This window comes from Micromonospora sp. WMMD723 (genome assembly GCF_049863385.1).
In the GTDB taxonomy this organism is placed as follows: Bacteria; Actinomycetota; Actinomycetes; order Mycobacteriales; family Micromonosporaceae; genus Micromonospora; species Micromonospora wenchangensis.
Genome location: NZ_JBMKNR010000001.1, coordinates 5,551,704 through 5,578,632, shown reverse-complemented (window position 1 = coordinate 5,578,632; position 26,929 = coordinate 5,551,704). Strand labels below are relative to the sequence as shown.

Here is a 26,929-nt window from a genome sequence, read left to right as displayed (position 1 = left end):
TGAGTCATGGTGCAGTTCGCGGTCAACCCCACGCGCTTCGACCCGTACAAGAACTTCAAGTTCCGGGTGAAGTGGGACGGCCGCTACGTGGCCGGGGTCAGCAAGGTCAGCGCGTTGAAGCGGACCACCGAGGTGGTCAAGCACCGCGACGGCGGCAACCCGTCGACCAGTCACAAGTCGCCGGGGCGGACCGAGTTCGAGGCGGTCACCCTGGAACGGGGGCTCACCCACGACGCCGAGTTCGCCCAGTGGGCGGGCCGGATCTGGGCGCTGCACGCCGGGGCCGGCGCGGAGGTGTCCCTGGCCGACTTCCGCCGGGACATCACCATCGAGCTGCTCAACGAGGCCGGGCAGGTCGCCCAGTCGTACCGGTTGTTCCGCTGCTGGGTGTCGGAGTACCAGGCGCTGCCGGAGCTGGACGCCAACGCCAACGCGGTGGCGATCGAGCACCTCAAGCTGGAGAACGAGGGCTGGGAGCGCGACGAGGCGGTCACCGAACCGGCCGAACCCCGGCTCGGGTCGTGACCGTCGCGGGCCCGCCATCGACCGAGGTGGCGCTGGTCCACGCCTGGGACGACGCGCTCGGTCAGCCCGCGCCGCGCCGGGGGTTGCTGCTGCTCGGCCGGCCCGACGCCGACCGGCTGCCGGTGGGCGAGGTGACGGCGCTGCTGCTCGCCACGGCCGGTGGCTGGACGGGCGGCCGGGTGGCGACCACGGTGGACTGTCCGGCCTGCCCGGAACAGCTGGAGGTGACCCTCACCGTCGCCGACCTGCTGGCCGCCGCGCCGCAGCGGGCCGACCGGACCGCCGGCCCGTTCACCCTGCACTGGCGGGGGCACCTGCTCACCCTGCGGCTGCCCACCCCCGCCGACCTGGCCGGGGCGGCGCGGGCCGGCGACGCGGCGGCGGCCGAGCGGTGGCTGCTCGACGCCTGCCTGCTCGACGCCGATCCACCGCTGACCGACCCGTCCGCCGCGCTGCCGGCGGTGTCCGCCGCGATGGCCGGGCGTGACCCGCTCGGCGTCGTCGCGGTCGCGCTGACCTGTCCGGGCTGCGGCGGCGACACCGAGGCGCTGTTGGACGTGCCGGCCTGGGCGTGGCACGCCGCCGACGTCCGGGTGCGTCGGCTGCTCGACGAGGTGCACCGGCTGGCCCGCGCGTACGGCTGGTCCGAGGCGGAGGTGCTGGCGCTGGGTCCGCACCGCCGGGCGGCGTACCTGGAGCGGGTCCCGTGAGCGGCTACCTGGCCGCGCTGGCCGCCCTGGCCGTCGGGACCGCGCCCCGACTGCGCCCCCGCCCCCTCGGCCGGTTCGAGCCACAGGAGCCGGAACCGGACGGCTTCGCGGCCGACGAGGCACAGTGGCCGGCCGTCCCGCCGCCGCCCGACCAGCCGGCTGACCCGCCGCCGTCGCCGGAGTCGCCGGCACCGCCGCCGCTGCCGCCGTCGCCGGGTGCGCCGTCGGTCGTTGCGGCGGCACCGGCCGTGCCGGTGGCGACGCCGCCCGCGCCGCCGGCCGGGGCACCGGTCCCCGGGCCGCCCCGCCCGCTGCCTCGACCCGGCACCCGCGCCCCGGCCGTGACCGGGCCGGGCCGGGCGATGGTGGTTCCGGCGGAGGCGACCCGACCGGACCCGCCCGCGCCCGCGCCGGCGCCCCGGGAGGCCCCGCCCCGACCGCCGGTCACCCGGACCACGCCGGCCGCGCCGGCAGGGACACCGGCGCGTCGCCGGGACGACCCGGACGATCCGCCGCCCCGGCCGGTCGCCCCGCCGCCCAGCGTGCCCGCCCCGGTCGCCGCACCGGTCCCCGCCGGGCCGGTGGCCCGCGTCGCGCCGACCGTTCCGCCCGCCCACCGGACGCCGGTCACCCGGGCCGACGCGCGGGCACCGGAGCCGGTCGCCGTGCACGTGCACATCGGCCGGATCGAGGTCCGGCTCACCTCGCAGCGGAATCCGGCGACGCCCCCGCCGGTCACCGCACCGACTGTCGCCCCGGCACCCGCCGTCGCCCCGGGTCCGGCACCGGAACTGGAGTCGTACCTGCGTGGAGCGGGGGTGTCGCGATGAGCACCGGGTACGCCCTCGCCGCCGTCACCGCCGTGCTGCGCGGGCAGTTGATGGCGTACCTGCGGGCCACCGGCGCGTCGTCGGCGGTCGGCGGGGTGTCCGTCTCCGCCGGCCCGCCCGACCGGGTGACCGTCGGCAACCAGGAGGGCAACCAGGTCAACCTGTTCCTGAGCCGGGTGACCCGCAATCCCACCTGGGCCAACCTGGGGCCGCCGCCGCGCAGCACCGGTGGGGACGACGTCGCCGCGCCGCCGCTCGGTGTCGACCTGCACTACGTGGCCAGCGTCTACGGTCACGACCCGCTGACCGGGGAGATCCTGCTCGGGCACCTGCTGGCGATGCTGCACGAGACGCCGGTGCTGACCCGGGCGGCGATCCGCCGCTCGCTCGCCCCCGACCCGCCGGACCCGACGCTGCCCGCCCCGGTGGCCGACTCCCGCCTCGCCGAGCAGGTCGAGCAGTTGCGGGTGAGCGTCACCAACAGCCCCGGCGGGGAGGAGAGCTTCCGGCTCTGGTCGGCGTTCAGCGCGCCGTACCGCAGCAGTGTCTTCTTCGACGTGTCGGTGGTGCTGATCGACCCGCTGCGCGGCGCGCGGGAACCGCTGCCGGTCCGCGCGGTCAGCGCCGGCACGATCGACGTCGACGGCCCCGAGGTCGACCAGGTCCGCGCCGACGGGCCGACCGGCACCCCGGTCACGGCCGGTGCGACCCTGGTGGTGACCGGCCGCAACCTCGCCGGGCCGGACGTACGGGTGCGGATCGGGGCGGCGGCGGCCAGCCCCGCCACCGTCACCGCCGGTGAGCTGCGGCTGCCGCTGACCGCGTTCGACCGGCCCGTCGCCGCCGGCATCCGGGGTCTGGTCGTCACCCACGCGGTGGCGCTGGGCGACCCGCCCACACCCCGGCCGGCGGTCAGCTCCGACGCGGTGCCGGTCACCTACCGGCCGACGGTCACCGTCGCCCCCGCCGACGTGGTGGTCGAGTCCAGCCGCACGGTCGACGGGGTGGCACTGCGCACCGGCACGGTCACCGTCGATGTCGTCCCCGAGGTCGAGACCGGCCAGCAGGTCACCCTCGCGCTGACCGGGGCGGGTGGCACGGTGCTCGCCGCGCCCGCCGGCAACGGGGTGCCGCCCGGCGGGGAGCGCACCGGGCGGATCGGTTTCGCCTTCCGCGACCTGCCGGCCGGCACGTACCTGGCCCGGTTGCGGGTCGACGGGGTGGACAGTCCGCTGCACGCCGACCCGACCGGCCGGTACGACGGCCCGGCCGTGGTGCTGTGATGCCCGCCCCACGCCCGGCCGCCCGCTGGCCCGCCCCGCCCCCGGTCACCGTCGGCGGCGACGGGCTGGCCGGCGAGCTGGACCGCATCCGCCTGCTGCTCAAGGGGGAACCGGCGGCCGACGCCCCGACCGGCGGCTCCCCGCTGGACCGGATCGGCACCGGGTTCGGGCTGACCGGCTTCGAACGTGACGTGCTGGCCGCCACGGTCGCCGGGGAGCTGGGCCTGCTGGACCGGCCACCGACGTTCGCCTGGTGCCTGGACGCCCTGCCCGACGGGCACTGGGACGCCCTCGCCGCCGACCGTCCACTGCGCGCGGCCCGGCTGGTGGAGCTGGGCGAGGGCGCGTTGCCGCACGCGCCGCTGCGGGTCGACGAGCGGGTCCTGCACGAGCTGCACGGCGTCGGCCGGCTCGACGAACGGCTCCGGCCCTACCTGGTGGCGCTGCCTCCGCCGCCGGCCACCCTGCCGGCCAGCCGTCGTCGGGCCGTACGGCAGCTCTGCGCCACCTGGCAGGCCGGGCGACGCCCGCTGCGGGTGTGCGGGCCCGACCACGACGACCGGCTCGACGTGGTGGCGGCGGCCTGCGCGGCGGTGCGTCGGACCGGGCACCGGGTGGCCGCCGCCGAGCTGCCCCGGGCGGTGACCGACCGGGACGCCTTCGCCCGGCTGTGGAACCGGGAGGTGGTGCTCGCCGACCCGGTGCTGGTCGTCGAGCTGGCCGGCGACGAACCGCCGGAGACGCGGGCCGCCGTGGCGCAGCTGCTGGCCCGGCTCGTCGGTGACGTGGTGGTCAGCACGCCCCGCGCGGTCGCCCTCGACGGGGTGACCCCGGGGCCGACGGTGGACCGGCCGACCCGGGACGAGCAGCGGGCGCTGTGGCGGGAGCTGCTGCCCAGCCCCGCCGCGTCGGCCGCCGCCGGGCTGGCCCGGGAGTTCGACCTGGGGCACCGGGACATTCTCGACTCCGCGACCCCCGCCGTCGGGTCGGGCGGCGACCCGGTCACCCGGGCCCGGGAGCTGGTCCGTGAGCGGGTCCGCCGCGACCTGGACGGGTTGGCCGAGCGGATCGACGTGCGGGCCGGTTGGGACGACCTGGTGCTGCCCGCCCCCGCCCTGGCCCAGTTGCGGCAGTTGGCCGCCGCCGCGGCCGGTCGGGCGCTGCTGGTCGAGCAGGGTTTCGCCGGCCGGACCGGTCGGGGCCTCGGGGTGGGCGCGCTGTTCGCCGGGCCCAGCGGCACCGGCAAGACCCTCGCCGCCGAGGTGGTCGCCGGGGTGCTCGGGCTGGACCTGCACCGGGTGGACCTGGCGACCGTGGTGAGCAAGTGGATCGGGGAGACCGAGAAGCAGCTCCGGCGGATCTTCGACGCCGCCGAACGGGGTGGCACGGTGCTGCTGTTCGACGAGGCCGACGCGCTGTTCGGCCGCCGTTCCGAGGTCCGCGACAGCCACGACCGGTACGCCAACATCGAGGTGTCATACCTGCTGCAACGGATGGAGCGGTACCGGGGCGTGGCGGTGCTGACCACGAACATGCGTACCGCCATCGACCCGGCTTTCCTGCGCCGGCTGCGGGTGGTGGTGCCGTTCGGGCACCCCGGTCCCGCCGAGCGGGCCGGGCTGTGGCGGCGGGCCTTCCCGCCCGGGGCCGCCACCGCCGACCTGGACCTGCCCCGGCTGGCCGAACTGGACCTCACCGGCGGGGACATCCACACCGTCGCGTTGCGTGCCGCGCTGGTCGCCGCCGGGGAGGGCGGCCCGGTCGGGATGCGGCACGTGCTCGACGCGGTCGCCGCCGAGTACGCCAAGCACGACCGGCCGGCCGACCCGGGGTTGTGGTCGTGAACGCCGACGTCACGACCGTCGAGGTCGACATCCGCCGGCTGGTCGTCACCGGCGTCGACGCGCCGGTCGACGCCACCCTGGCGGCCGAGGTGGGTGCGCGGCTGACCCGGCTGCTGGCCGAGCGGGGGCTGCCGTCGACAGTGACCCCGGTGACCGACGCGCCGGCCACCGCCGACCTGCCGACCGCGCTGGCCGAGGCGATCTGGGTCCGGCTGCGCCTGCCCGGGTGGCCCCGGTGACCGCCCCCGGCCCGGCCGCGCGGCGGGCCCCGCTCCCGGCGACGGAACCCGTCGCGGCACGGGACGACGCCCTCGCCACGCTGACCCGGGACCTGGTCGACAGGTATGCCCCGGCGCTGGGGCTGCGCCCCGACGCGGTGCGGGTACGCCTCGGCGGGGAGGGTCGCCGGGCCGCCAACCACGGCGCACGGGGCCTGCTGGCCGACCAGGTGGTGCACCTGGCCCCGGGTTTCGACCCGTCCCGGGCCGCCGGGCGGGCCCTGCTCGTGCACGAGCTGGGGCACCTGGCGCAGGCGGGCGGCACCACGGCGTACCCGGGGCGGCAGGTGGCCGACCCGGAGGCCGAGGCGCGGGCGCTGGCCGACGCGGCGGCGGCCGGGCGGGCCCTGTGGCGGCCGGTGGCGTGGCTGCCGGCCGGGGCGGTCGCCGCCGACACCGGTGCCGTGGCCACCCCGCCACGCCCGGCCACCCCGCCGGCCCCGGACCGCGCGCCGGCCGAGGAGGCCACGACCGGGCCGCTGGAGGCGGAGCTGGGCGCGCTGGTGGACCGCCGGTACCGGGCGGAACGGGCCCGGATGGTCGACCTGCTCGACGGGCTGTGGGTCTCCGGCGACGACGTGCGGGGCTGCCTGCGCATCCTGGACACCCTGCCGTTCGTGGTCGCCCGCAGCCTGGTGCACAGCCTGCCGGCGCCCCGGCGCACCGACCTGGCCGGCAACCTCGACGACGACCACCACCGCGCCTACCCCCGGGCCGCGCTGGCCGCCCTCGGTGGGCAGACCCCCTACCTGCTGCGGGTGCTGGAAGCCGACAACGTGCACGGGTTGGACACCGACGGGCTCGACCCGGTGCAGCGGCGCACCGCGCTGACCGTGCTGCGGGCCCTGCGGACCAGCGTGCTGCGGGAGCTGCTGGCCGGTGACCGCAAGGCGCACTTCCGGGCGTTGCTGGCCGAGCGGCCCCCGGCGGGCGACGACGCCGAGGCCCTGCGCGAGCAGGTCACCGCGCTGGGCGGGGCGTCGGCCGACGACGCCCGCCTCGACCGGGACACCGACCTGGCCGCCCGGCTGCGCCAGGTGCGCCTGTCGATCGACGACCGCCGGGCCGACGAGGCGCTGCGCCAGCTCGCCGATCTGGCCCCCGCCGCACCGACCGCCGGCACCCCGGCCACCGCCGCGCCGGCCGCCGCCGGGCCGCCCGAGCCGGGGCCCCGGCTGCGGTACGCGGTCCGCCAGCTCGACGACGGCGGCCACCTCGACACCCTGCTCGACCAGGTGCCGTGGGAGGAGAAGCGGGTCGACGCGCCGCTCGGTCCCCGGCTGTTGGTCGTCCTGGCCGCCCGCGCGGAGCACCGGATCCTGGCCCGGGTGGAGGGGCTGCTGTCGTACGGGCTGTTCGACTGGGCGATCCGCGACCACGAGGCCCGCTTCGCGTACCTGCTGCTGCGTAGCCTGCCGCTGGCCGCCCAGGACCGGTGGCGGCAGCTCGACCGGGGCAGCTGGTTCGACCGGTTGGAGGAGAACATCCCCGCTGCCGACGTGCTCGGCGGCAGCTACACCGGCGTCGGCACCCTCGCCGAGCCGCTGCAACGGCGGCGGCGCAGCGCCGGGCAGGTCGACGCCGACCGGCTCGTCGCCGACATCCACCGGATCGTGCAGGGCGGCCTGGACGGGGTGAACGCCGTCGAGCTGGTCCGCCGGCTGATCGGCTACGACCGGCCGACCGGCGCGACCGCCGGCCCGCAGGCCCAGGGGCGGGAGGCGCTGCGGACCGCCGTGCACCGGTTGGACGCCCTGCGCGATCTGGACCGCATCCTCGCCGCGCTGCCGGACGCGTACCTGACCCACGAGATGTGGCGGGCCGAGCTGCTGGACCTGCTCGCCCTGCGCGACCCGGCGCACCTGCAACGGCAGGCCCGCGGCCTGCTCGCGATCGGGCTGACCGACTGGGCGGTGAACCCCCGGGAGGCGTGGCTGGCCTTCCAGCTGGTGCGCAGCCTGCCGGTGGCCGACCAGACCCGGCTGGCCGCCGAGGACCCGGACCGGTGGGCCCGGATGCAGTCCGGGATGACCCCGCAGATGCGCGCCTCGCTCGCCGTCACCGCGATCTCCGGGCCGCGCCGCGTCGAGGCCCGCGACCAGTTGCGGGACCGGCTGCGGGACGACCGGCTCTGGCGGGCCGGGCGGGTCACCGAGCTGCGCTCGCTGATCATCCAGGCGTACGCGCTTGACGACCGGCGGTGGGTGTTCCTGCGGTCCCGGGAGGTCCGCGCGGATCTGCTGCCCGCCCTGGCGACGCTGGTGGCGGAGCTGCGGCTCTACCACGCGACCCGCAGGCCCTCGTTCGACCCGGAGTCGTTGCGCACCGACGGCACGCCGACGGTGGTGGGTGACCTGGCCCGGCTGGTCGCGGTGGGGCTGAAGCTGCTGTTCCTCAGCCGTACCGGGCTGAGTCTGTTCACCGACGAGGTCACCGTCGACGAGTTCGACCTGCACGACGCCCAGTGGATCAGCGGCGACCTGGGTGGCGCCCGGTTGCGCGACACCGACCGGGAACGCACCAACCGGCTGTCGCTGTCGCTGGACGCCCGGCAGGGGGTGCTGCGGATCAGGCTGCCCCGGCTGGAGCTCGACGGGGTGAACCGCACCTTCACCGGCAGTTCGCTGCGGACCGGCCGGATCACCCTGACCGACCTGGATATCGTCGCCTCGTTCTCCGACCGGGGCTACGAGCGGCCGGTCGGCGCGCAGGCCGGGATGGGCGCGTTGAGCGTCTCCGACGTGGTGTACGCCAGCGACGGGCTGCCCGGCGGGCTGCTCGGCCTGACCCGGTTCGGGCTGTCCACGCTGGCGTTGCGGGCCGGGGCGACCGGGCAGGAGAACCTGACCGAGCCGGGCCGGCACGGCTGGGTCGGCATCCCGATCATCGATCCGCTGATCCACCTGCTGCACAACGTCATCTCGTTCTACGGCGGGCTGCCGTTCCTGTCCAAGATCAGCGATGCGTTGCTGGCCCCGTACACGGCCGGCGCGCCGTTCCTCGCCCAGCAGTTCACCTCGCTGACCGCCGGGGAGATCTTCACCCCGCTGGCCAACGCGACGATCGGACTGCTCACCGACGGGGTGTTCCGTCCACCGAGGACGGTCGGCGAACGGGTCACCGACGCGGTGGAGATGATGCGCTCGCTGCGGGTCAGCTTCTCCAGCGCCACCGCCGAGGGGCTCTCCTTCGCCGGCCTGCAACAGGTCGGCCGGATCGAGGTCGGTCGCACCCTGATCGGGGTGGCCACCAGCCTGCCGGCCCGCCTGCGCGCCGAGCGGGAGTCGCTGCGGCTGCGCCGTGACACCGCCACCGGATCGCAACGCGCCGCCCTGGACGAGCGGCTGCGCGCCGTCGACAGCCAGCTCACCACGCTGGAGCCGGCGGAGCGGGAACTGGACCGGTTGGAGGCCCGGCACCGCTGGCACGCCGAGTCGCTGTCCGAGGCCGAACGTCGCCGGCTGGTGGAGCTGTCCGACCAGCTCCGCCAGTCCGTCGGCGGGGCGATCGACGTCGGCGGCATCCGGGTCACCGGGCTGACCGGCCGGGTCGAGGCCGCCGGTGTGGAGATCGACCCGATCCACGCCGAGGCGTCCCTGCCGTCGCGCGCCGGGGAGTACCTGCCCGACGACGAGCTGATCACCAGGTTCCGGCGCGACCGCGTGCCCGCCGACGCGGCGACGACGGCCCGGGGCAGCACCGGGTCGGCCACCGTCGCCGGGGTACGGCTGCTGCCCGGCCCGGCCGGCGCACCGGCGCTGCGGCTGACCGCCGGGGACCTACCCACCCGCGCCGACGTCACCGCCCAGCTCGCCGCACTGCCCGCCGAACCGCGCTGGGCGGACCGGCGGGCCGAGCTGACCCGCTGGCTGACCGACCTGGACCGGTTGCGGGAGTTGGAGTCCCTTTCCGCCGAGCCGGTCGACCCGGCCGGCCGCTACCTGCCGGGGCACCGCACCCGGGCCCAGGAGCAGGAACTCCAGCTGCTACGGGAGCGGGCCCGGCGGTACTTCGGTGTCACCGTCGGCGGGCTGACCGTCGGCGGGCTCGACGTCACCCTGGACCCGGCCACCCTCGGGGTGCAGGTGCGGCTGGCCGAACTGACCGCCACCGACGTCCGCGCCGGGGCCACCGCCGTGGAACGGCTGGCGGCGTCCCGGCTGCGGGTGCGCGCCGACCTCGACGCCGTCGGCGGCGGTCGACTCCCCGCCGAGCTGGCCGGCCCGGCCGCCGCCGCCGGCTTGCCGGTCGGCCGGGCGGCCGTCGGTTTCGGCGTCGGCGAGCTGGCGGTGACCGGGGTGACCGGGCCGGGCGTCGAGGCCCGACGGATCGCGTTCACCGCCCCGGCCCGCGCCGACGGCACGCCCGGTGAGGCGATCCACGGCCGGGTGCTGCCCGACGGCGACGGCCTGCGCCTGCCCGACCTGGTGGTGGAGCAGACCGAGCTGACCGGGCTGGCGCTGAACTCCCCCGGCCGCAGCGTCTACGCCCGGGGCAGCACCCGGATCGGCCGGATGAGCCTCGACGTGCGGGTCCGCACCGGCGTGACGGCCACCGGCCGGCAGGTCCGTGGCGCGCTGGTGCGCAACCTGGTCATCGAGCGGATCGACGCCGACCGGATCGGGATGGACGTCACCGACCCGGCACCGGGGATGAGCATCGAGGTGGTCTCCGGCGCGCTGATCGGGGTGCGGCTGCGGGACCTCACGGTGGACCTCACCGACGAGGGGCTGGCCTACGACGGGCGGCTGACCGTCGGCCAGCTCGACCGGCTGCGGTTCGCCCTGGTCTCCCGCGCGGTGCAGGGCGGCCCCACCACGATCACCGGCACCGTGGGTGGCCGGCCGGCCGTCCCGGACGCCGCCTCGGTCACCGTGGACCTGATCCGGTCCGGGCCGCACCAGGTCGACCCGCTGACCGGCCGGATCCTCAGCGACCCCACCGACAGCCAGCGCGTCCAGCTCGACGGGCTCACCCTCACCGACACCACCCTGCGGACCCCGGACGGCGCGGTCACCGTACGCCGGGCGGGACTGGGTGGCCGGCTGGTCACCGAGCGGGCCGGCGGGCTGCGCTTCGAGGACGTCGGCCCGGCCCGCATCGAGCTGGGCGCGATCGACTGGCGGGCCGGCGACGGGCGGATCGTCTCCCGGGGGCCGACCGTGCTGGACGGGCTGACCGCCAGCGGGCGCTGGGACAGCACGCCGGAGCAGCGCGACGCCGCCGGCCGGGTCGTCCCGGCCACCGCCGCGCTGCACCTGGAACGGCTGCACATCGCCCGGATCACCGGACGGGACCTGCGCTACCGCGACGGGGTGCTCGACGTCGGCCTCGGCCGGCCCGAACCGGTCCCGGCCGGGGAGCCGGACCGGCCGCCGCTGGAGATCCTCGACGTGGACCTGCGCGGCCTGCGCTGGTCGGCGGCGGCGGGGGTGACCGCCGGACGGCTCACCACCGGGGTGACCCGGGTGGAGATCGCCGGCCGGATCGACGCCGCGCTGCACGTCGACGGCTCGTTGTGGGCGGCCCAGCTCACCCTCGCCTTCGGTCGGGGCGGCCGGATCCAGGCCCGGGTGGTCGGCGGTGAGGCTCAGCTCGGCGTCGGACCCCGGCCGGGCGAGCACGACCAGCACGTCAGCATCCAGGGGCTGGACACCGGGGTGGTCAGCGTCGGCCCGGACCACATCGAGATCGGCCCGGACGGGCAGCCAGGGCTGAGCCTGGCGACCATCTCGGTGGACGCGCTGAACTGGCAGGGCGCGGCGCTCGGCCTGCGCATCCCGTCGGGCGCGGGGGCGATCACCCTGCTCGGCATCAGCGCGCGGGCCCGGGTCGACCTGTGGCCGGCGGGCACCCCCGGCGGCCGGTTCCGCCGGTTGCTGCTGCGGGAGCTGGTGGTGCAGCAGACCCGGGCCAGCGGGCTGCTGGTGGACCTGCACGACGGCGTCACCATCCGGCTCAACCCGGACGTCGAGGCGGTGCTCGGGGAGCTGCGGCTGGTGCCGGCGGCCGGGCAGGACGGCTTCCTGGTGGAGGCGACCCGCACGACGGAGGGGATGCGGATCCTCGGCGGCCTGCGGATCGGGGCGATCGAGGCGGCCCGGGTCGGCTTCGACATCGGCACGTTCCTGTCCGGCGGCACGGCCGACTTCGCCGCCGGTGGGCTCAGCGTCGACTTCCTCGACCACGGCGGGCTGCGGCTCAACCTGGCGCAGCCCACGCTGACCGCGATCAGCGCCCAGGTCACCGCCGACCCGCGTCGGCAACTGCTGTTCCTCGGCGCACCGACCGGCCGCCGCGAGTACGGGCTGCGGTTCACCTCGATCGGCTACGAGCAGGACCCGGCCGGGCCGGACGGCACGGCGGCCCCCGGCCGGCGGATCGCCGTACGCGGTGGCGAGGTGACCGGGCTGAGCTTCGCCGACAGCGGGCTCGGGTTGTACGTCTTCGTCGAGCAGGGGCTGCTCGGCGACCTCACCCACGACCTGACCAGCGGCTCGGGTGAGCTGCCGTCGCTGGACATCCGCAACGCCCGGTTCGTGCTGGACCTGGCCACCATGCTCGGCGGCGGCTCCCCGATCCCGGCCCCGCCGGCCCGGACCACCAGCGCGCAGCGGCGGGCGGCGCTGGCCGGGAAGTGGGACGCGCTGGTGCGGGTGCTGGACGCCTACCGCATCGGCGAGGTGCTGGACAGCCTCAACGGGCACATCGACTTCGACGTCACCCACGACGGGTTCCTGTGGGGCGAGCGCAGCTGGGAGGTGCGCCTGGCGTTGCGCGACGGGGCGGTGGACTACCGCCGGCTCACCGGCGCGCTGCCGTGGTGGACCCCGGGCCGGTTCCTGGTCGAGGGCGACGACCTGGTCTACCGGGTGCACCTGCCCAGCATCGGGCCGGAGGGCGCTCCCCCGCCGGACAACGACGTCGACGTCCTGCGGTGGCAGCTCGACACCGGCGAGGTCAGCCAGGCGCGCACCGCGCACCTGGTACGCCTCAACCGGCTGCTGCGACCGACCGCCGCCTCCCGTGACGACCTGCTGCACACCATCGCCGACGTGCAGAGCGACGAACCGTCGACCGACCCGCCCGGCAGGTTGGCGATCGGCAACGTCGACGTGGACCTGTCGGTCAACAACCCCCGGGAGATCACCCTGCCGCTGGGCGGCGGCAACGAGATCGTGCTGGCCCCCGACGCGCTGGTGCACCTCGCCGTCGGCGGTGGGGTACGCCGGGCCGCCGGTGGGGGCGGCCTGCCGGGCCGGCTGCGGCCGGTGTCGTTGCAGAGCGCCACGGTGGCCCGGGTGAACCTGCTCTTCGACGGGCTCGGCCTGTCCACCGGGCAGATCCGGATCACCGAGCTGACCGACTGCACCGTCGACTTCAGCGGGTTGGACCCGCTGCTGATGCAGGGCCGGATCACCCGGGCCGTGGCGGAGCGGATCCGCTGGCGGCGTCCCACCTCTGGAGGCACCCCGTGACCAGTCCCCTCAGCCCCCGACTGCTGCGCGCCGGCCTGGTCGTGCTCGACCCGGACAGCGGGCGCAGCCGCCGGGTGATCACCCTGCAGTACAACCCGGACGCGCTGACCCGCGGTTTCCAGCTCAAGACGGCCGGGGCCGAGGGTGGGGCCCGGGGCGAGGCGCTGCGGATCACCGGCCCCCCGGTGCAGACGCTCACCCTGGAGGCCGACCTCGACGCCGCCGACCAGCTCGCCGACCCGCAGACGGTGGAGCTGGGGCTGACCGCGCAGCTGGCCGCCCTGGAGTCGCTGGCCTACCCCAGCCTGGCCGCCGTGCAGGACGCGGCGGCGCTGCTGGCCGCCGGAACCCTGGAGGTGGTGCCGCCGCCGGCGCCACTGGTGCTGCTGGCCTTCGGACGACGCCGGCTCTGGCCGGTACGGATCACCGAGTTGACCATCACCGAGGAGGCGTTCGACCCGATGCTGAACCCGATCCGCGCCAAGATCCGGCTGGGTCTGCGGGTGCTGACCGTCAACGACGTGGGCACCGACGGCCGGGCCGGCGGCCTGGCCATGGCCGCCCACCAGCAGCTCGAACAGCTCGCCGGTCGGGCGCGCGGCGGGCGGCTGGCCGACCTCGGCATCGACCGGCTGCCATGAGCGACCCGACCGACACCGACCCGGCCCTGGTGGCCGCGCAGAGCCGGGTCGCGGAGACCCTCTTCGCCGCCACCGGCGCCACCGGCGGCCAGCCGACGCCCGGGGCGCTCGCGCCGGACAGCCGGTACGCCGCCGTGGGCACCACGGTCACCGTCGACCCGGAGACCGGCGAGGAGATCGTGCACCTGCGTCGCCGGTTCGTGCCGCCCGCCGAGCGGCTCGCCACCGCCGGCTGGGAACCCGTCGCCGACGGGGACCGGGTCGACCTGCTGGCCGCCCGTACGGTCGGCGACCCCACCGCGTTCTGGCAGCTCTGCGACGCCAACGGGGTGTTCGACCCGGCGGAGCTGATCCGCCCCGGCCAGGTGGTCCGGGTGGCCCTGCCGGAGGGGTTCCCGGGGAGCCTCGATGCCTAGCGGGGTGCGGTTGCAGGTGCTGGTCGGGCCGCTGACCTTCCGGCCGGCCCCGATGGAGCTGGTGGCGGCGGTGCAGGAGGCGCAGGTCACCCAGAACGCCGGGCAGCGCTCCGGGTTCCAGCTGCGGCTCGCGCTGGGCCGGGGGTCGCTGGTGGAGCGGATGCTCGCCGACGGCAGCCTGGACCCGCCGACCCGGGTGCTGCTGGTGCTGCACCTCGACGGGCGGCCGCAGGTGCTCTCCGACGGGGTGGTGACCCGGCACGACGTGGCCCGCAGCAACGACGCGGGTGCGTCGACGCTCACCCTCACCGGGGTGGACGTCAGCCAGATGATGGACCTGATCGACCTGTCGGACCTGCCGATGCCGATGCCGGCGGAGGCCCGGGTGCTGACCCTGCTCGCCCCGTTCGCCGCGTACGGGGTGGTGCCGATGGTGGTGCCCAGTGTGCTGGTGTTCGCGCCGAACCCGGTGCAGCGGATCCCGGCGGTACGCGGCACCACCTTCGCGTACGTGTCGCAGCTCGCCGACGAGGTGGGTTACACGTTCTACCTGGAGCCGGGGCCGACCCCGGGGATGAACACCGCGTACTGGGGGCCGGAGGTGCGGGCCGGTCAGCCCCAGCCGGCGTTGACGGTCAACGCCGACGCGGGCTCCAACGTGGAGTCGTTGTCGTTCTCCTTCGACGGGGTGCAGAAGACCGTCTACCTGCTCACCGCGTTCCCCGAGCAGGTACGGGTGCCGATTCCGCTGCCGGTGCCCGACGTCAGCCCGCTCAACCCGCCGCTGGGCCGCAAGATCCCGATTCCGCTGTCGTACCGGCGGATGAACGTCGGGCGGTCCAACCCCGACGGTACCGACGACGCCACCGCCCGGATGGACGTCGTGCAGACCCTCGCCCGGGGCCTGGCCCGGGCCGCCCAGTCGGCCAACGTGATCACCGGGTCCGGCTCGCTGGACGTGCTGCGCTACGGCCGGCTGCTGCGCTGCCGCCGGCTGGTCGGGGTGCGCGGGGCGGGCCGCGCCTACGACGGCGAGTACGTGGTGCGCAGCGTGACCACCACGGTCAAGGCGGGCGAGGTCAAGCAGCGGTTCACCCTCGGCCGCAACGCCCAGGTCTCCACCTCCGGAAGGGCACAGCCATGACGACGAGGTACTACGGCAAGTATCGCGGCACGGTGGTCAACCACCTCGACCCGTTGCAGCAGGGCCGCATCCAGGTGACCGTCCCGGACGTCACGCTCCCCCCGTCGAGCTGGGCGATGCCCTGCTTCCCGCTCGCCGGCATCCAGGCGGGCATGTTCGCCGTGCCGTTGCCGGGCACCGGGGTGTGGGTGGAGTTCGAGCAGGGCGACGCCGACCATCCGATCTGGACGGGCTGCTGGTACGGCTCGAAGGCGGAGATCCCGGCGCTGGTGTCGTCGGCCCCGCCGCCCACCCCACCGATCGTGTTGCAGACCCCCGGCCAGGCCACCCTGATGATCTCCGACGCTCCGGGCCCGACCGGTGGCATCCTGCTCAAGACACTGACCGGGGCGATGATCTCGATCAACGACACCGGGATCATCATCTCCAACGGCAAGGGCGCCTCGATCACCCTGGTCGGCCCGACGGTGGCGGTCAACCAGACCGCGTTGACGGTGACCTGATGCCCGGCCCGTTGCTGCACGTCGGTGCCGTGCTGACCTGCCCGCACACCGGCCCGGTCACCCCGCAGACCGGCAACGCGCGGGTGCTGGTCGGCGGCCTGCCGGTGGTCACCGCCACCGACGCGTACCCGGTCACCGGGTGCACCTTCCAGGTGCCGGTGGGTGCCGGCACGAAACCGCAGCCCTGCGTCCAGCTCCAGTGGACCACCCCGGCGGCCCGGGTGCTGGTCAACGGGCAGCCGCCGCTGCTCGGCACCAGCGTCGGGCTCGGCGTCAGCGCGGAGGGCATTCCGCAGGGGCCGCCGACGGTGGCCGGCGTGCAGGTCCGGGCGGTGGCGTCATGACGTACCCGGCGTTTCCGTGGCGGCCCGACAACCGGGGCCGCTCCGGGCTGGCCGGCCCGGAACGGCACGTCGCCGACCTGGTGGAGGCGGTGCTGTTCACCGCGCCCGGGGAGCGGGTCAACCGGCCCGACTTCGGCGCCGGCCTCGGCCAACTGCTGTTCGCCCCGGTCGACGACGCGGTGGTGGGCACCGCCGAGTTGCAGGCCCGCAGCGCGTTGCAGCGGTGGCTCGGTGAGCTGATCGAGGTCGACGACGTCCGCGTCGACCTGGCCGAGGCGGCGGTGCGGGTGCACGTCGCCTACCGGCTGCGGGCCACCGGCCGACCGGCACAGGTGTCGGTGGAGAGGGGTGCGGGATGAGCGTGCGGTGCGACGACGACGAGCGGCGGGCCGAGGTGGCCCGGCCGGGCAGCGCCTTCAACGGCATCGACTGGGTCGAGGTGGACGCCGCCGACCAGCGGCTGCTGCACGTGGGTTTCCTGCACCCGCTGCCCGGCCAGACCGGCGGGGTGCCCGCCGGTGCGCCGTTGGCCGTCGGCAACGTGGTGGTCGACGGCGGGGTCCGGATCACCGGCGTGCGGGTGCTCAGCGTCGCCGCCGCCGGGGCGGAGCTGACCGTCCGGGTGGACCGGGCCGGTGACTTCTCCCCGTACACCCTGCGGTTGGTGCGCTCGGCGGTGGACGACCGGGTGCCGCCGGGCTTCGACCCGGTGCTGTCGGCGCAGGACTTCTCGTTCAAGGCCAACTGCCCCAGCGACCTGGACCCGGCGCCGGCCGCCCCGCCGGTGCCGCCACCACCGGCGACCACCGCGCCGGCCGACTACCTGGCCAAGGACTACGCCGGGTTCCGGCGGCTGATGCTCGACCGGCTCGCCGCCCTGCCCGGCGGTGCCGACCGGCACCCGGCCGACCCGCTGGTCACGGTGGTGGAGGCGCTGGCCCACGTGGCCGACCGGCTGTCCTACCGGCAGGACGCCGCCGGCACCGAGGCCTACCTGGGCACCGCCCGCAGCCGGATCTCGGTACGCCGGCACGCCCGGCTGCTGGACTACGCGGTGCACGACGGCTGCGCGGCCCGCGCCTGGCTCAGCGTGCGGGTGGCCGCCGGGTCGGACGTGGAGAGCCGGGGCCTGCCCGCCGGGACGCCGGTGCTGGCCGCCGACCGGGCCACCCCGGCGGTACGCCCCGCCGACGCGACGGCGCTGTTGGCCGGCGGCGCGACCGGGTTCGAGACGTTGACCCCGCTCGCCCCCCGGGCCTCCCGCAACGAGATCGCCCTGTACGTGTGGGGTGGCCGGGACTGCGGCCTGCCCGCCGGGGCGACCCGGGCCACCCTGGTCGACCTGCCCGCCACCGGCCTGGCCGCCGGTGACCTGCTGCTGCTGGAGGAGGTGCTCTCCCCGCGCACGGGTCGCCGCGCCGACGCCGACCCCACCCACCGGCAGGTGGTCCGGCTGGTGTCGGTGCGTCCCACCACCGACCCGGTGACCGGGGTGGCCGTGCTGGAGGTCGGGTGGAGCGCCGCCGACCGGCTGGCCTTCCCGCTGACCGTCACCGCCTCCGTCGCCGGCACGGGCACCGACCATCTGGTGACCTGTGCGGTGGCCCGCGCCAACCTGGTGGCCGTGCAGCACGCCAGCGCGGTGTCCGGGCAACTCCCGCCGGCCACCGAGCACCGGTGGCGGCCGGTGCTGACCGACGAACCGGTCGCCGCGGCGGTGCCGTTCACCACCGACACCCCGGCCAGCCAGGCCCTCGACCAGGACCCGCGGGCCGCGGTGCCGCTGATCCGGTTGGAGACCACCGAGGGCAGTTGGCGGCCCCGCCGGGACCTGCTCAACGCCGACCGTTTCGACCAGGGTTTCGTCCCGGAACGCGAGCGCGACGGCCGGGTGAGCCTGCGCTTCGGCGACGACGTGTCGGGGCGACGACCACCGGCCGGGACGGTCTTCCAGGTCGCCTGGTGGCGCGGCGGCGGAGCGGCCGGCAACCTCGGCCACGACGCGCTGACCACCCTGGTCACCGACCGGATCGGGCTGCTCGCCGCGACCAACCCGCTGCCCGCCGTCGGCGGCACCGACCCGGAGGACGTCGAGCACGCCCGGCAGCACGCCCCGGTCGCCTTCGCCATCCAGGAACGGGCGGTCACCACCGCCGACTGGGTGGCGGCGGCACGACGGCTGCCCGAGGTGGCCAACGCCACCGCCCGGGTCCGCTGGACCGGTTCCTGGTGGACGGTGTTCCTCACCCTCGACCTGACCGGCGGGCAACGGCTGGCCGACGAGCCGGAACTGGCCCGCCGGCTGGCCGGGCGGCTCGACCGGTTCCGGGTCGCCGGGTACGACCTGCAACTGCGCGACCCGGTGGACCTGCCGGTGGAGCTGCGGCTGTGGGTGTGCGTCACCGGCGGCGCGTTCCGCTCGGACGTGCGCCGGGCCCTGCTGGACCTCTTCTCCGCCCGGGACCTGCCGGGCGGGGCGCGCGGGTTCTTCCACCCCGACCGGTTCAGCTTCGGCACCCCGCTCTACGTCAGCCAGCTGCTGGCCGCCGCGGTCGCCGTCCCCGGGGTCACCGACGTACGGGTGACCGAGCTGCACCCGGTGGGGGTGGCCGCCGGCGGGGAACTGGACGCCCGGGTGCTGCGGGCCGGCGACACCGAGGTGATCCGCCTCGACAACGATCCCAGCGTGCCGGAGCACGGCATCCTGCACCTCGACCTGGTGGGTGGACTGTGACGTCACGAGTGGGACGGGAACCCAATCCGCCCGGCCGGTCCGCCGTCGGGTACCGGCTGGGCCGGCAGGCGGATTTCGCCGCCGAGCTGGTCGACCGGCTCTCCGGCCGGCCGGAGCTGGCCGGGCTGACCACCCGGGAGGTCGACGACCCGGCGGTGGCGCTGCTGCACGCCTGGGCGACCACCCTGGACGTGCTCGCCTTCTACCAGGAGCGGATCGCCAACGAGGGTTTCCTCGGCACCGCCACCGAACGCGGTTCGGTGCTGATGCTGGCCCGCGCGATCGGCTACGAGCTGCGCCCCGGGGTGGCCGCGACGACGTGGCTGTCGTTCACCGTCACCGCCACCCCCGGCGCCCCGGACGGGGTGCCGATCCCGGTGGGTAGCCAGGCGCAGAGCGTGCCCGGCCCCGGCGAGCTGCCGCAGGTCTTCGAGACGGTGGCCCCGCTGCTGGCCCGCCCGGAGCTGAACGCGGTGGGGCTGCGGGTCACCGCGCCCCGCGCGCCCCGACCCGGTGACGACACCCTGCACCTGGCCGGCGTCGACACGGTGCTCACCCCGGGCACCGCGCTGCTGGTCCTCGGCCCCGACTGGTACGACGTGCGCCGGGTGCGCTCGGCCACCCCGGTGCTGCCGGCGGTGGTGGCCGCGTCCGACGGCGGCGCGGTGGTGCCGGCGTACACGGTGGTCGGGTTGGACGCGGCGGTGGCCGCCCAGCCGCTCGGCACGGAGCTGCGCCAGTCGGGCCGGGAGGTGCAGGTGCACCTGCTGACGCAGCGGGCGGCGCTCTTCGGTTACCAGGCGCAGCCGTGGTCGGCGTTGCCGGTGGCGCTGCGGGTCGGCGAGTTGAACCCGGGCACCAACCAGGTGCTGCCGGGCGCGTACGCCACCCGCAAGGACAGCTGGGTCGACGCCGCGCTGGGCAAGGACGAGCGGACGCTGCACCTGGACCAGTCGTACCCGGCGGTGGTGGCCGGGTCGTGGCTGGTGCTGGAGACCGCCGGGGTGGCGCAGGTGCGTCGGGTCGACGCGGTGGCGGAGCTGCCGGTCGCCGACTTCGGCATCGCCGCCCGCACCACCCGGGTCACCGTGGCCGGCGGCGACTCGAACACGTTCACCAGGCGTAGCACCACGGTGCTCGGCGGCAGCCGGCTGCTCCCGACGGCCGCCCCGCCGCTGACCGCCCCGCTGGCCGCGACCGCGACCCTGGAGCTGGCCCGGCCGACGCCCGGACTGGAGCCGGGCCGGCCGCTGGTGCTCACCGGCGTCGACCCGGACGGCGTGCCGGTCGGCGAGGTGGTGACGGTGCTGCGGGTGCGGGACGCGACCACGGTGGACCTGACCGCGAACGTGACCCGCCGCTACCGGCGCGACAGCGTCCGGGTGCTGGGCAACGTGACACCGGCGACCCACGGCGAGAGCCGGGCCGAGGTGCTGGGCAGCGGCGACGCACGGCAGGCGTTCCCCCGGTTCACGCTGCGGCACGCGCCGCTGACCCACGTGCCGGCGGCGACCGCGAGCGGCTCCCGCACCACCCTCGCGGTCTGGGTGGACGGGGTGCGCTGGCAGGAGGTGCCGGCCCTGCTCGGGCAGTCCCCCACCGCCCGGGTCTACACCGTGCGGCGGGCCGACGACGGCGTCGTGACGGTCACCTTCGGCGACGGCCTGACCGGGGCACGGCTGCCCACCGGGCGGGACAACGTGGTGGCCACCTACCGCAGCGGCGTCGGGCGGTCGGCCGACCTCGCGCCGGGACGGTTGACGATTCCGCTGTCCCGGCCGCTGGGCCTGATGGAGGTGGGCAACCCGGTGCCGGCCGCCGGGGCCGACGACCCGGAGGGGGTGGACCGGGCCCGCCGCAACGCGCCGCTGGCGGTCCGCACCCTGGGCCGGGTCGTCTCGCTGGCCGACCACGCCGACTTCGCCCGCGCCTTCGCCGGGATCGGCAAGGCCCGCGCGGACCTGGTCTGGGACGACGCCCGGCAACTCGTCCTGCTCACCGTCGCCGGCCCGGACGGGGCGGAGGTCCCGCCGGACGCGGCGGTCCGCGCCGACCTGCTGCGGGCGCTGGACGCCGCCCGCCAGCCGGCGGTGCCGGTGCGCATCCTCGGCCACCACCGCCGCCGGGTGGCGGTGACCGCCCGGCTGTTGTTGGCCCCCGGGTACCGGTTCGTGGCGGTCTCGGCCGCCGCCCGCGCGGCGCTGGTCGCCGGGTTGAGCTTCGACGTCCGCGACTACGCCCAGCCGGTGCGCGCCAGCGAGGTACAGGCGCTGCTGCACCGGGTGCCCGGCGTCGCGGCGGTCGTGCTGGAGCTGCTGTACGACGCCGGGCAGTCACCGGCCCGGCTCGACGTGATCACCGCAGCGCCGGCCCGTCGGGTCGGTGACGTGCTGCTGCCCGCCGATCTGCTCACCGTGGACGCCGGTGACGTCACCCTGCTGGAGGCATCGTGAGGGTCGAGGAGATCTGGGACCTGCTGCCGGCCGCCCTGCGCAGCCAGGACGAGGTGGCCGGCGGGATGCTGCGCGCCCTGGTGGAGGTGCTGGCCACCCAGGCCGCCGCGCTCGACGCCGACATCGACCAGCTCACCGACGACTGGTTCGTGGAGACCTGCGCCGAGTGGGTGGTGCCCTATCTCGGCGAGCTGGTGGGGGCGGGTCAGCTGCATCCGCTGGCCGACGGCGGCGGGTTGTCCGACCGGGCCCGGGTGGCCGACACGATCCGGTTCCGCCGGCGCAAGGGCACCGCCGCCGCCCTGGAGGAGCTGACCCGGGCCAACACCGGTTGGAGCGCCGCCGTCGTCGAGTTCTTCGAACGGTTGGTCGCCACCCAGCACGTCAACCACGTCCGCGACGCGCCGGCCACCGCGTCGATCCGGGCCGCCGCGCCGTTGGAGCTGGTCGGCGGGCCGTTCGAGACGGTCTGCCGGACGGTGGACGTGCGGGCGATGGACACCGGGACCGGCCGCCCCAACATCGGCCACATCGGCCTGTACGTGTGGCCGTTGCCGTCGTACCGGTTGGACCGGGCTACGGCCGCGCCGGTCGTGACGCCTCCGGACGGCAGGTGGTGGATCGACCCGGTGGGGGTCGGCCGGCAGTTGACCGGGCCGACGGTGACCGAGCCGGACATCGACCACCGGGCCGACGAGGCGAACGTGCCCGGTCCGCTGCGCCGCCGGCCGTTGCGCGACGAGTTGGCGGCGCTGGCCTCGGACAGCCCGCCGTCGGCGGAGCAGCGGCGCTGGTTCCGCGACGACGACCCGTCGTTCGTGGTGTGGATCCAGCCCACCCCGGCCGACGAGCTGCGCCCGGTGCCGCTGGACCTGCTGCGGATCTGCGACCTGGCCGGCTGGGAGCTGCCGACCGGCAGCGTGGTGCGGGTCGACCCGGTGCGCGGCCGGATCACCGTCGCCGCCGGCCGTCCGGTGCACCGCCTGGCGGTCTCCTGGTGGTACGCGTTCAGCGCCGACGTCGGCGCCGGCCCGTACCCGCGCCGGGGTGACCTGGGGGCGGCCGACGGGCCGGTGGACTGGCAGCTCGCGGTGAGCGTGACCGAGCCGCCGCGGGCCGGGGAGGTGGTCGCCTCGCTGGGTGAGGCGGTGACCGCCTGGCACGACTTCCAGGCCGCGCACCCGGGCGGCACCGGCCGGATCGTGGTGCTGGACAGCCACCGCTACCGGGAGAACCTGGCGGTGCGGGTGGGGCAGGGCAGCCGGTTGAGCGTGCTGGCCGCGCAGTGGCCCCGGCCGCCGGACCGGCCCCGCCGGCAGACCGACCTCGACCCGGTCGGGGTGCGCCCCTGCCTGCTGGGCACGCTGGCGGCCACCGGGGTCGGCGTCGGGGACCGCCCGGGTGAGCTGGTCGTCGACGGGCTGCTGGTGGCCGGGACGGTGACCGTCACCGCGCCCGCCGGGGGTGGGCCGGGCCTGGGCCTGGTCGAGCTGCGGCACTGCACCCTCGGGCCGACGGCGACCGGGCTGACCGTCACCGCCGGCAACGACCGGACCCGGGTGGTGGTGCACCGCTGCGTGACGGGGTCGCTGGCCACCACCGACGGACCGCTGACCGTGACCGACTCGCTGGTGCACGGCACGGTGGCCGCCGGCGACGCGGCGGCGGAGCTGACCGGGGTGACGGTGCTGGGCACCACCACGGCGCGGGTGCTGACCGCCACGGACTGCCTGTTCGACCAGCCGGTGACGGTGGCCCGCCGGCAGCAGGGGTACGTCCGGTTCAGCTATCTGCGGCCCGGCTCGGTCACCCCGCGCCGCTACCGCTGCCAGCCGGACCTCGCCCAGCAGGCCCGCCCCGACGACCCGGACGTGGCCACCCGGGTCGGTCCGGCGTGGGCGAGCACCCGCTACGGCGACGCGACCTACGGCCGGCTGGCCGCCACCGCCGCCGTGGAGCTGCGTACCGGTGCGGAGTCCGGGGCGGAGCTGGGGGCGTTCCGGCGTGCCCTGACCCCGCAACGTCTGCACAACCTCACCCTCGCGCTGGCGGAGTACCTGCCGCTGGGGCGGGTGGCCGCTGCCCTGCCCGTCCTGCCGACCGGAGGAACCACACCATGAAGGGCGACATCAGCCGCGTCACGTTCGACCAGCGGCGGCACGCGACGAGCGTCCGCAAGCAGCAGGGCCGGGTCGACCTGGACGCCGACTGGAACGAACAGCAGGACATCCAGGCGCACCTGCGGGCCACCGCGCTGACCGACGTGGTCGGCGTAGCGGGCGCGCCGCTGGTCGGCGGGGCGTTCGGGTTGACCGGCGGGGCCGACCTGAAGCTGTCGGCCGGCCGCTACTACCTCGACGGGGTGCTCTGCGAGAACGACACCCAGGTCTCCGTGTTCGCCCAGCCGGACCTGCCGGCGGCCGGGCCGTTCGTCCGTAGGCTCGACGGCACCTGGCTGGCCGGCGGCGCCCCGGTGCCGCCGGGGGTCTACGCGGCGTGGCTCCAGGTGTGGTCGCAGCACGTGACGGCGATCGAGGACCCGGCGCTGCGGGAGGTCGCCCTCGGCGGACCGGACACCACCACCCGGCTGCGGACCGTGTGGCAGGTGCGGCTGTTGCAGGCCGGGCCGCCGAACACCCCGGTCGGCTGCGCGGACACCCCACCCGGTTGGGCGGAGCTGACCGCCGCCTCGACCGGCACCCTCGCGGTCCGCGCCGACCCGACGGGCAGCTCCGGCGGTGACTGCGTGATCCCGACCGGGTCGCCGTACACCGGGCTGGACAACCAGTTCTACCGGGTGGAGATCCTCACCGGCGGGGCGCCCGGCACGGCCGGTTACGTCTGGTCGCGGGACAACGCCGCCACGGTGGCGACGTGGGAGAGCATCGACGTCGACGTGCTGACCGTGAAGGTCCCCGGCCGCGACGGCAGCGCCGGTTTCACCAACGGTTCCTGGGTGGAGCTGACCGACGACGGCCGGGAGCAGAACGCCCTGCCGGGCACGCTCGTGCAGGTCGACCGGGTGGAGGGGGACCGGATCGTGATCCGGCCGGGCACCGCCACCGGCAGCCTCGACCGGGCGGACTTCCCGTCCCGGCCCCGGGTGCGCCGCTGGGACGGCCGGGGCACCGTGCCGGCCGGCGGCGTCGAGGTGGACCTGGAACTCGGCATCAAGATCCGGTTCTCGGCGGCGGGCAGCTTCCGCACCGGCGACTGGTGGTCGTTCCCCGCCCGCTCGGCGGTGCACGACGTGCAGTGGCCCCGGGTCGGCACCACGCCCGTCGCGCAGACCCCGCACGGGCCGCGCCGGGCGCACGGCCGGATCGGCGTCGTGAGCTGGGACGGCAGCCAGTGGAGCGTGCTGCGCGACTGCCGGCCGGTGTTCGCCCCGTTGACCGGGCAGGCCACGCTGAGCCTGCTCGGCGGGGACGGTCAGGAGGCGGTGCCGGTGCCGGGCAGCCCGGCGACCCTGGTGCCGCTGGGGCACGACCTGGTCACCGGGGTGGCCATGGGTGGCCAGCCGGTCGCCAAGGCCCGGGTCCGGTTCACCGTCACCGGCGGGGCGGGGCGGGTCACCGCCGGGGCGGTCACCGCCAGCACCGTCACGGTGGAGACCGGCACCGACGGGCGGGCCCGGTGCGCCTGGCAGCTCGACTCCGCCGCCGCCACCCAGGAGGTCACCGCCCAGCTCCTCGACGAGGCCGGCCAGCCGGTCCACCTGCCGGTGACGTTCACCGGCGCGCTGTCGCGTGCCGACCGGGTGTCGTACGACCCGACCGGGCGGCCGTCGCTGTCCGGGGCGACCACCGTGCAGGCCGCCATCAACCAGCTAGCCGCGTCCGCCACCGGCGGCTGGGCGACGATCACCATCCGGCCCGGCATCGACTGGGTGCAGGCGCTCACCACGCTGCCCGCCGGGGACGTGCTGATCTGCTTCGCCCCCGGCCTCTACACCAGCACCGTGCCGGTCACCTTCACCGGCCGGGCCAACATCCGGCTGCTGGGCAGCGGGCCGGCCAGCCGGATCCGGGTGCAGGGGCAGGAGTACGCGCTGATGTTCGTCAACTGTGGCACCGTGTCGGTGGCGCAGCTGGCGGTGGAGACCCCCGGCCCGGCCAACGTGCCGGGCCGGCTCGGACCGGTCTCGGCGATCAACTGCGCCGACGTGACGATCGACCAGTGCCAGCTCACCGGGGTGGCCGGCGCGTCACCGCAGAGCACCTGCCTGACCGTCCGCAACGACCAGGGCACCCCACCGGGGAGGGTCCGGGTGCTCGACTCGGACTTCCTCGTCGGTCACGGCCAGCAGGGGGTGCTGCTGGTGAACCCGGACCACGCGGTGGTCACCCGGTGCCGGTTCTCCTGCCCGCCCCGGCCGGCCTCGCTGACCCTGGCCGAGCTGGTCAAGGACGAGATGTTCCGGGGCCAGCTCGCCACCCAGCTGGTGGGCAGGCTCGTCCTGGACCGCGACGACCGGCTGGAGACGGGCGAGTGGAACACCTCGCTGCGGGTCGGCCGGTGGGGCGTCCGGATGAACTCGATGGTCCCGCAGAGCGAGTGGAAGACCCTGTCCACGCTGCGCCCGCCGACCACCGAGGAGCTGCGCACCGCGCAGGGCGCCGGGGCGTACGTGCTGCGGCTGGCCGACGTGGCCACCGAGGATCCGGCCCAGCTGCCCTCGTACAAGCGGCAACTGGCCTCGCTCAAGGGGCGGCTCGGGCAGAACGCCGGGCGGATCTTCGACACCGACGAGGGTCGCAAGACGCTGCGGGACTACCTCGTCGGTGAGGGGATCGACGTGCAGGAGGCCGACGACATCGCCCGCGACCGGCGGGAGGTGGCGTTGCCGGTGCCGGGGGCGAACCTGCGCTTCGACTCGGCGTTGAGCCAGGGGGCCTGGGAGGCGGCGGTGGCGGCGTCACCGCCGTCGCGTCCGGTGCAGACCCCGTCGGCGGCGGCCAGGCACCTGCGCAGCGTCGCCGACCGGATCCTGCTGGAGCCGGCCTTCGGTGAGAAGTACGCCGGTGGGTACCGGCGGGACCTGACCGCCGCGGCGGAGGTGTCGGTGGGGGCCTGCGCGGTGGTGATCGGCGGCGGCACGGCGGTCGGTGACGTCGAGGTCTCCGACTGCCGCATCGACCAGATCGCCGAGGGCGTGCACATCGGCGTGTCCTACCACAAGGGACCGCCGATCCAGGCGCGCACCATCCGGGTAACCGGCAACGACATCCACCTCTACAAGGCGTGGTGGCGCGACGCGAGCACGATCCGGGGCATCAAGATCGGCAGCGTCCGCAACGTGTTCGTCTCGGACAACCGCATCTCGGTGGCCGCCGGTACGGGCGTCGGCATCTGGGCCTTCGCCGCGGGTGGCCCGATCATGGCGATCCGCGACAACCTGGTGCAGAACTGCGGCACGGCGATCCTGTGCAACCCGTCCTGGTCCGGGGCGCCGGCCAAGCGGCTGTGGTCGGTCACCGACAACGTCTCGCTCGACGGCGCCATCCAGGTGGGTGGGGGTGCGCGCAGCACCGGCAACGTCAGTTGAGCTGTCGCAAGGGCGACTGCGTCGGCCGGCGCGCGGTCCTACGCTCATGGTGACTGCCACTTAGCACGGTTGCGGATCACAGATGTGGTCTAGGGGTTCAAATCCTCTGGTAGTCGCCTACAAGCGGCGGGGCGGGCCTTCGGGCCCGCCCCGTTCGTCGCCTGCGCCCCGGCACCGGCGGGTCGGCGGGGGCACGGG

General features: G+C 76.0%; 17 protein-coding genes. All 17 read left to right on the top strand.

What is annotated here, in order from left to right; translation table 11 throughout:
* The first annotated feature begins 6 nt into the window (after positions 1-6).
* The 17 genes from ACN261_RS24250 to ACN261_RS24170 are packed head-to-tail and all read left to right on the top strand — an operon-like array spanning position 7 to position 26,731.
* Positions 7-525 (top strand): phage tail protein, encoded by a 519-nt coding sequence (locus tag ACN261_RS24250; protein ID WP_204924330.1) that lies wholly within the window; start codon positions 7-9, stop codon positions 523-525.
* Entirely contained in the window at positions 522-1,235 is a 714-nt protein-coding gene (locus tag ACN261_RS24245; RefSeq protein ID WP_421481943.1) for a hypothetical protein, read from the top strand. The genes ACN261_RS24250 and ACN261_RS24245 overlap by 4 nt, the downstream gene beginning before the upstream one ends.
* On the top strand, positions 1,232-2,065 hold the full coding sequence (locus ACN261_RS24240) for a hypothetical protein (protein ID WP_425852291.1): 834 nt from the start codon (positions 1,232-1,234) through the stop codon (positions 2,063-2,065). The genes ACN261_RS24245 and ACN261_RS24240 overlap by 4 nt, the downstream gene beginning before the upstream one ends.
* Positions 2,062-3,348 carry a DUF4255 domain-containing protein gene (locus ACN261_RS24235; protein WP_421481941.1) on the top strand — a complete coding sequence of 429 codons (1,287 nt, stop codon included), beginning with the start codon at positions 2,062-2,064 and terminating at the stop codon, positions 3,346-3,348. Before ACN261_RS24240 ends, ACN261_RS24235 begins: the two co-directional genes overlap by 4 nt.
* Positions 3,348-5,192, top strand: coding sequence for an ATP-binding protein (locus ACN261_RS24230; protein WP_421481940.1), 1,845 nt, complete (start codon positions 3,348-3,350; stop codon positions 5,190-5,192). Before ACN261_RS24235 ends, ACN261_RS24230 begins: the two co-directional genes overlap by 1 nt.
* Positions 5,189-5,431 (top strand): hypothetical protein, encoded by a 243-nt coding sequence (locus ACN261_RS24225; RefSeq protein WP_421481939.1) that lies wholly within the window; start codon positions 5,189-5,191, stop codon positions 5,429-5,431. Before ACN261_RS24230 ends, ACN261_RS24225 begins: the two co-directional genes overlap by 4 nt.
* Positions 5,428-12,948, top strand: a complete 7,521-nt coding sequence (locus ACN261_RS24220) for an eCIS core domain-containing protein (protein WP_425852288.1) — start codon at positions 5,428-5,430, stop codon at positions 12,946-12,948. Before ACN261_RS24225 ends, ACN261_RS24220 begins: the two co-directional genes overlap by 4 nt.
* Positions 12,945-13,589, top strand: a complete 645-nt coding sequence (locus tag ACN261_RS24215; RefSeq protein WP_363794604.1) for a hypothetical protein — start codon at positions 12,945-12,947, stop codon at positions 13,587-13,589. The genes ACN261_RS24220 and ACN261_RS24215 overlap by 4 nt, the downstream gene beginning before the upstream one ends.
* The gene (locus ACN261_RS24210) at positions 13,586-14,005 is read left to right on the top strand and encodes a hypothetical protein (protein ID WP_421481937.1); all 420 of its coding nucleotides are present in this window, start codon (positions 13,586-13,588) and stop codon (positions 14,003-14,005) included. The genes ACN261_RS24215 and ACN261_RS24210 overlap by 4 nt, the downstream gene beginning before the upstream one ends.
* Positions 13,998-15,149: a hypothetical protein gene (locus tag ACN261_RS24205; RefSeq protein ID WP_421481936.1), complete on the top strand. Its 1,152-nt coding sequence runs from the start codon at positions 13,998-14,000 to the stop codon at positions 15,147-15,149. The genes ACN261_RS24210 and ACN261_RS24205 overlap by 8 nt, the downstream gene beginning before the upstream one ends.
* Positions 15,146-15,652, top strand: a complete 507-nt coding sequence (locus tag ACN261_RS24200; RefSeq protein WP_067303923.1) for a phage baseplate assembly protein V — start codon at positions 15,146-15,148, stop codon at positions 15,650-15,652. Before ACN261_RS24205 ends, ACN261_RS24200 begins: the two co-directional genes overlap by 4 nt.
* Entirely contained in the window at positions 15,652-15,996 is a 345-nt protein-coding gene (locus tag ACN261_RS24195; RefSeq protein WP_421481935.1) for a hypothetical protein, read from the top strand. The genes ACN261_RS24200 and ACN261_RS24195 overlap by 1 nt, the downstream gene beginning before the upstream one ends.
* Positions 15,993-16,355, top strand: a complete 363-nt coding sequence (locus ACN261_RS24190; RefSeq protein ID WP_363655134.1) for a GPW/gp25 family protein — start codon at positions 15,993-15,995, stop codon at positions 16,353-16,355. The genes ACN261_RS24195 and ACN261_RS24190 overlap by 4 nt, the downstream gene beginning before the upstream one ends.
* Positions 16,352-18,730 (top strand): baseplate J/gp47 family protein, encoded by a 2,379-nt coding sequence (locus ACN261_RS24185; protein ID WP_425852285.1) that lies wholly within the window; start codon positions 16,352-16,354, stop codon positions 18,728-18,730. The genes ACN261_RS24190 and ACN261_RS24185 overlap by 4 nt, the downstream gene beginning before the upstream one ends.
* A complete protein-coding gene (locus ACN261_RS24180) occupies positions 18,727-21,183 on the top strand; it encodes a putative baseplate assembly protein (protein WP_425852284.1) in 2,457 nt (818 codons plus the stop codon). The genes ACN261_RS24185 and ACN261_RS24180 overlap by 4 nt, the downstream gene beginning before the upstream one ends.
* The gene (locus tag ACN261_RS24175; RefSeq protein WP_421481932.1) at positions 21,180-23,303 is read left to right on the top strand and encodes a hypothetical protein; all 2,124 of its coding nucleotides are present in this window, start codon (positions 21,180-21,182) and stop codon (positions 23,301-23,303) included. Before ACN261_RS24180 ends, ACN261_RS24175 begins: the two co-directional genes overlap by 4 nt.
* On the top strand, positions 23,300-26,731 hold the full coding sequence (locus ACN261_RS24170) for a DUF6519 domain-containing protein (RefSeq protein ID WP_425852282.1): 3,432 nt from the start codon (positions 23,300-23,302) through the stop codon (positions 26,729-26,731). Before ACN261_RS24175 ends, ACN261_RS24170 begins: the two co-directional genes overlap by 4 nt.
* Positions 26,732-26,929 lie beyond the last annotated feature (198 nt).

Bases quoted from the DNA above. Each gene is read 5' to 3' on its own strand.
- ACN261_RS24250 (WP_204924330.1), top strand. From the start codon at position 7: ATGGTGCAGTTCGCGGTCAACCCCACGCGCTTCGACCCGTACAAGAAC.
- ACN261_RS24235 (WP_421481941.1), top strand. From the start codon at position 2,062: ATGAGCACCGGGTACGCCCTCGCCGCCGTCACCGCCGTGCTGCGCGGG.
- ACN261_RS24230 (WP_421481940.1), top strand. From the start codon at position 3,348: ATGCCCGCCCCACGCCCGGCCGCCCGCTGGCCCGCCCCGCCCCCGGTC.
- ACN261_RS24210 (WP_421481937.1), top strand. From the start codon at position 13,586: ATGAGCGACCCGACCGACACCGACCCGGCCCTGGTGGCCGCGCAGAGC.
- ACN261_RS24205 (WP_421481936.1), top strand. From the start codon at position 13,998: ATGCCTAGCGGGGTGCGGTTGCAGGTGCTGGTCGGGCCGCTGACCTTC.
- ACN261_RS24200 (WP_067303923.1), top strand. From the start codon at position 15,146: ATGACGACGAGGTACTACGGCAAGTATCGCGGCACGGTGGTCAACCAC.
- ACN261_RS24195 (WP_421481935.1), top strand. From the start codon at position 15,652: ATGCCCGGCCCGTTGCTGCACGTCGGTGCCGTGCTGACCTGCCCGCAC.
- ACN261_RS24190 (WP_363655134.1), top strand. From the start codon at position 15,993: ATGACGTACCCGGCGTTTCCGTGGCGGCCCGACAACCGGGGCCGCTCC.
- ACN261_RS24185 (WP_425852285.1), top strand. From the start codon at position 16,352: ATGAGCGTGCGGTGCGACGACGACGAGCGGCGGGCCGAGGTGGCCCGG.
- ACN261_RS24170 (WP_425852282.1), top strand. From the start codon at position 23,300: ATGAAGGGCGACATCAGCCGCGTCACGTTCGACCAGCGGCGGCACGCG.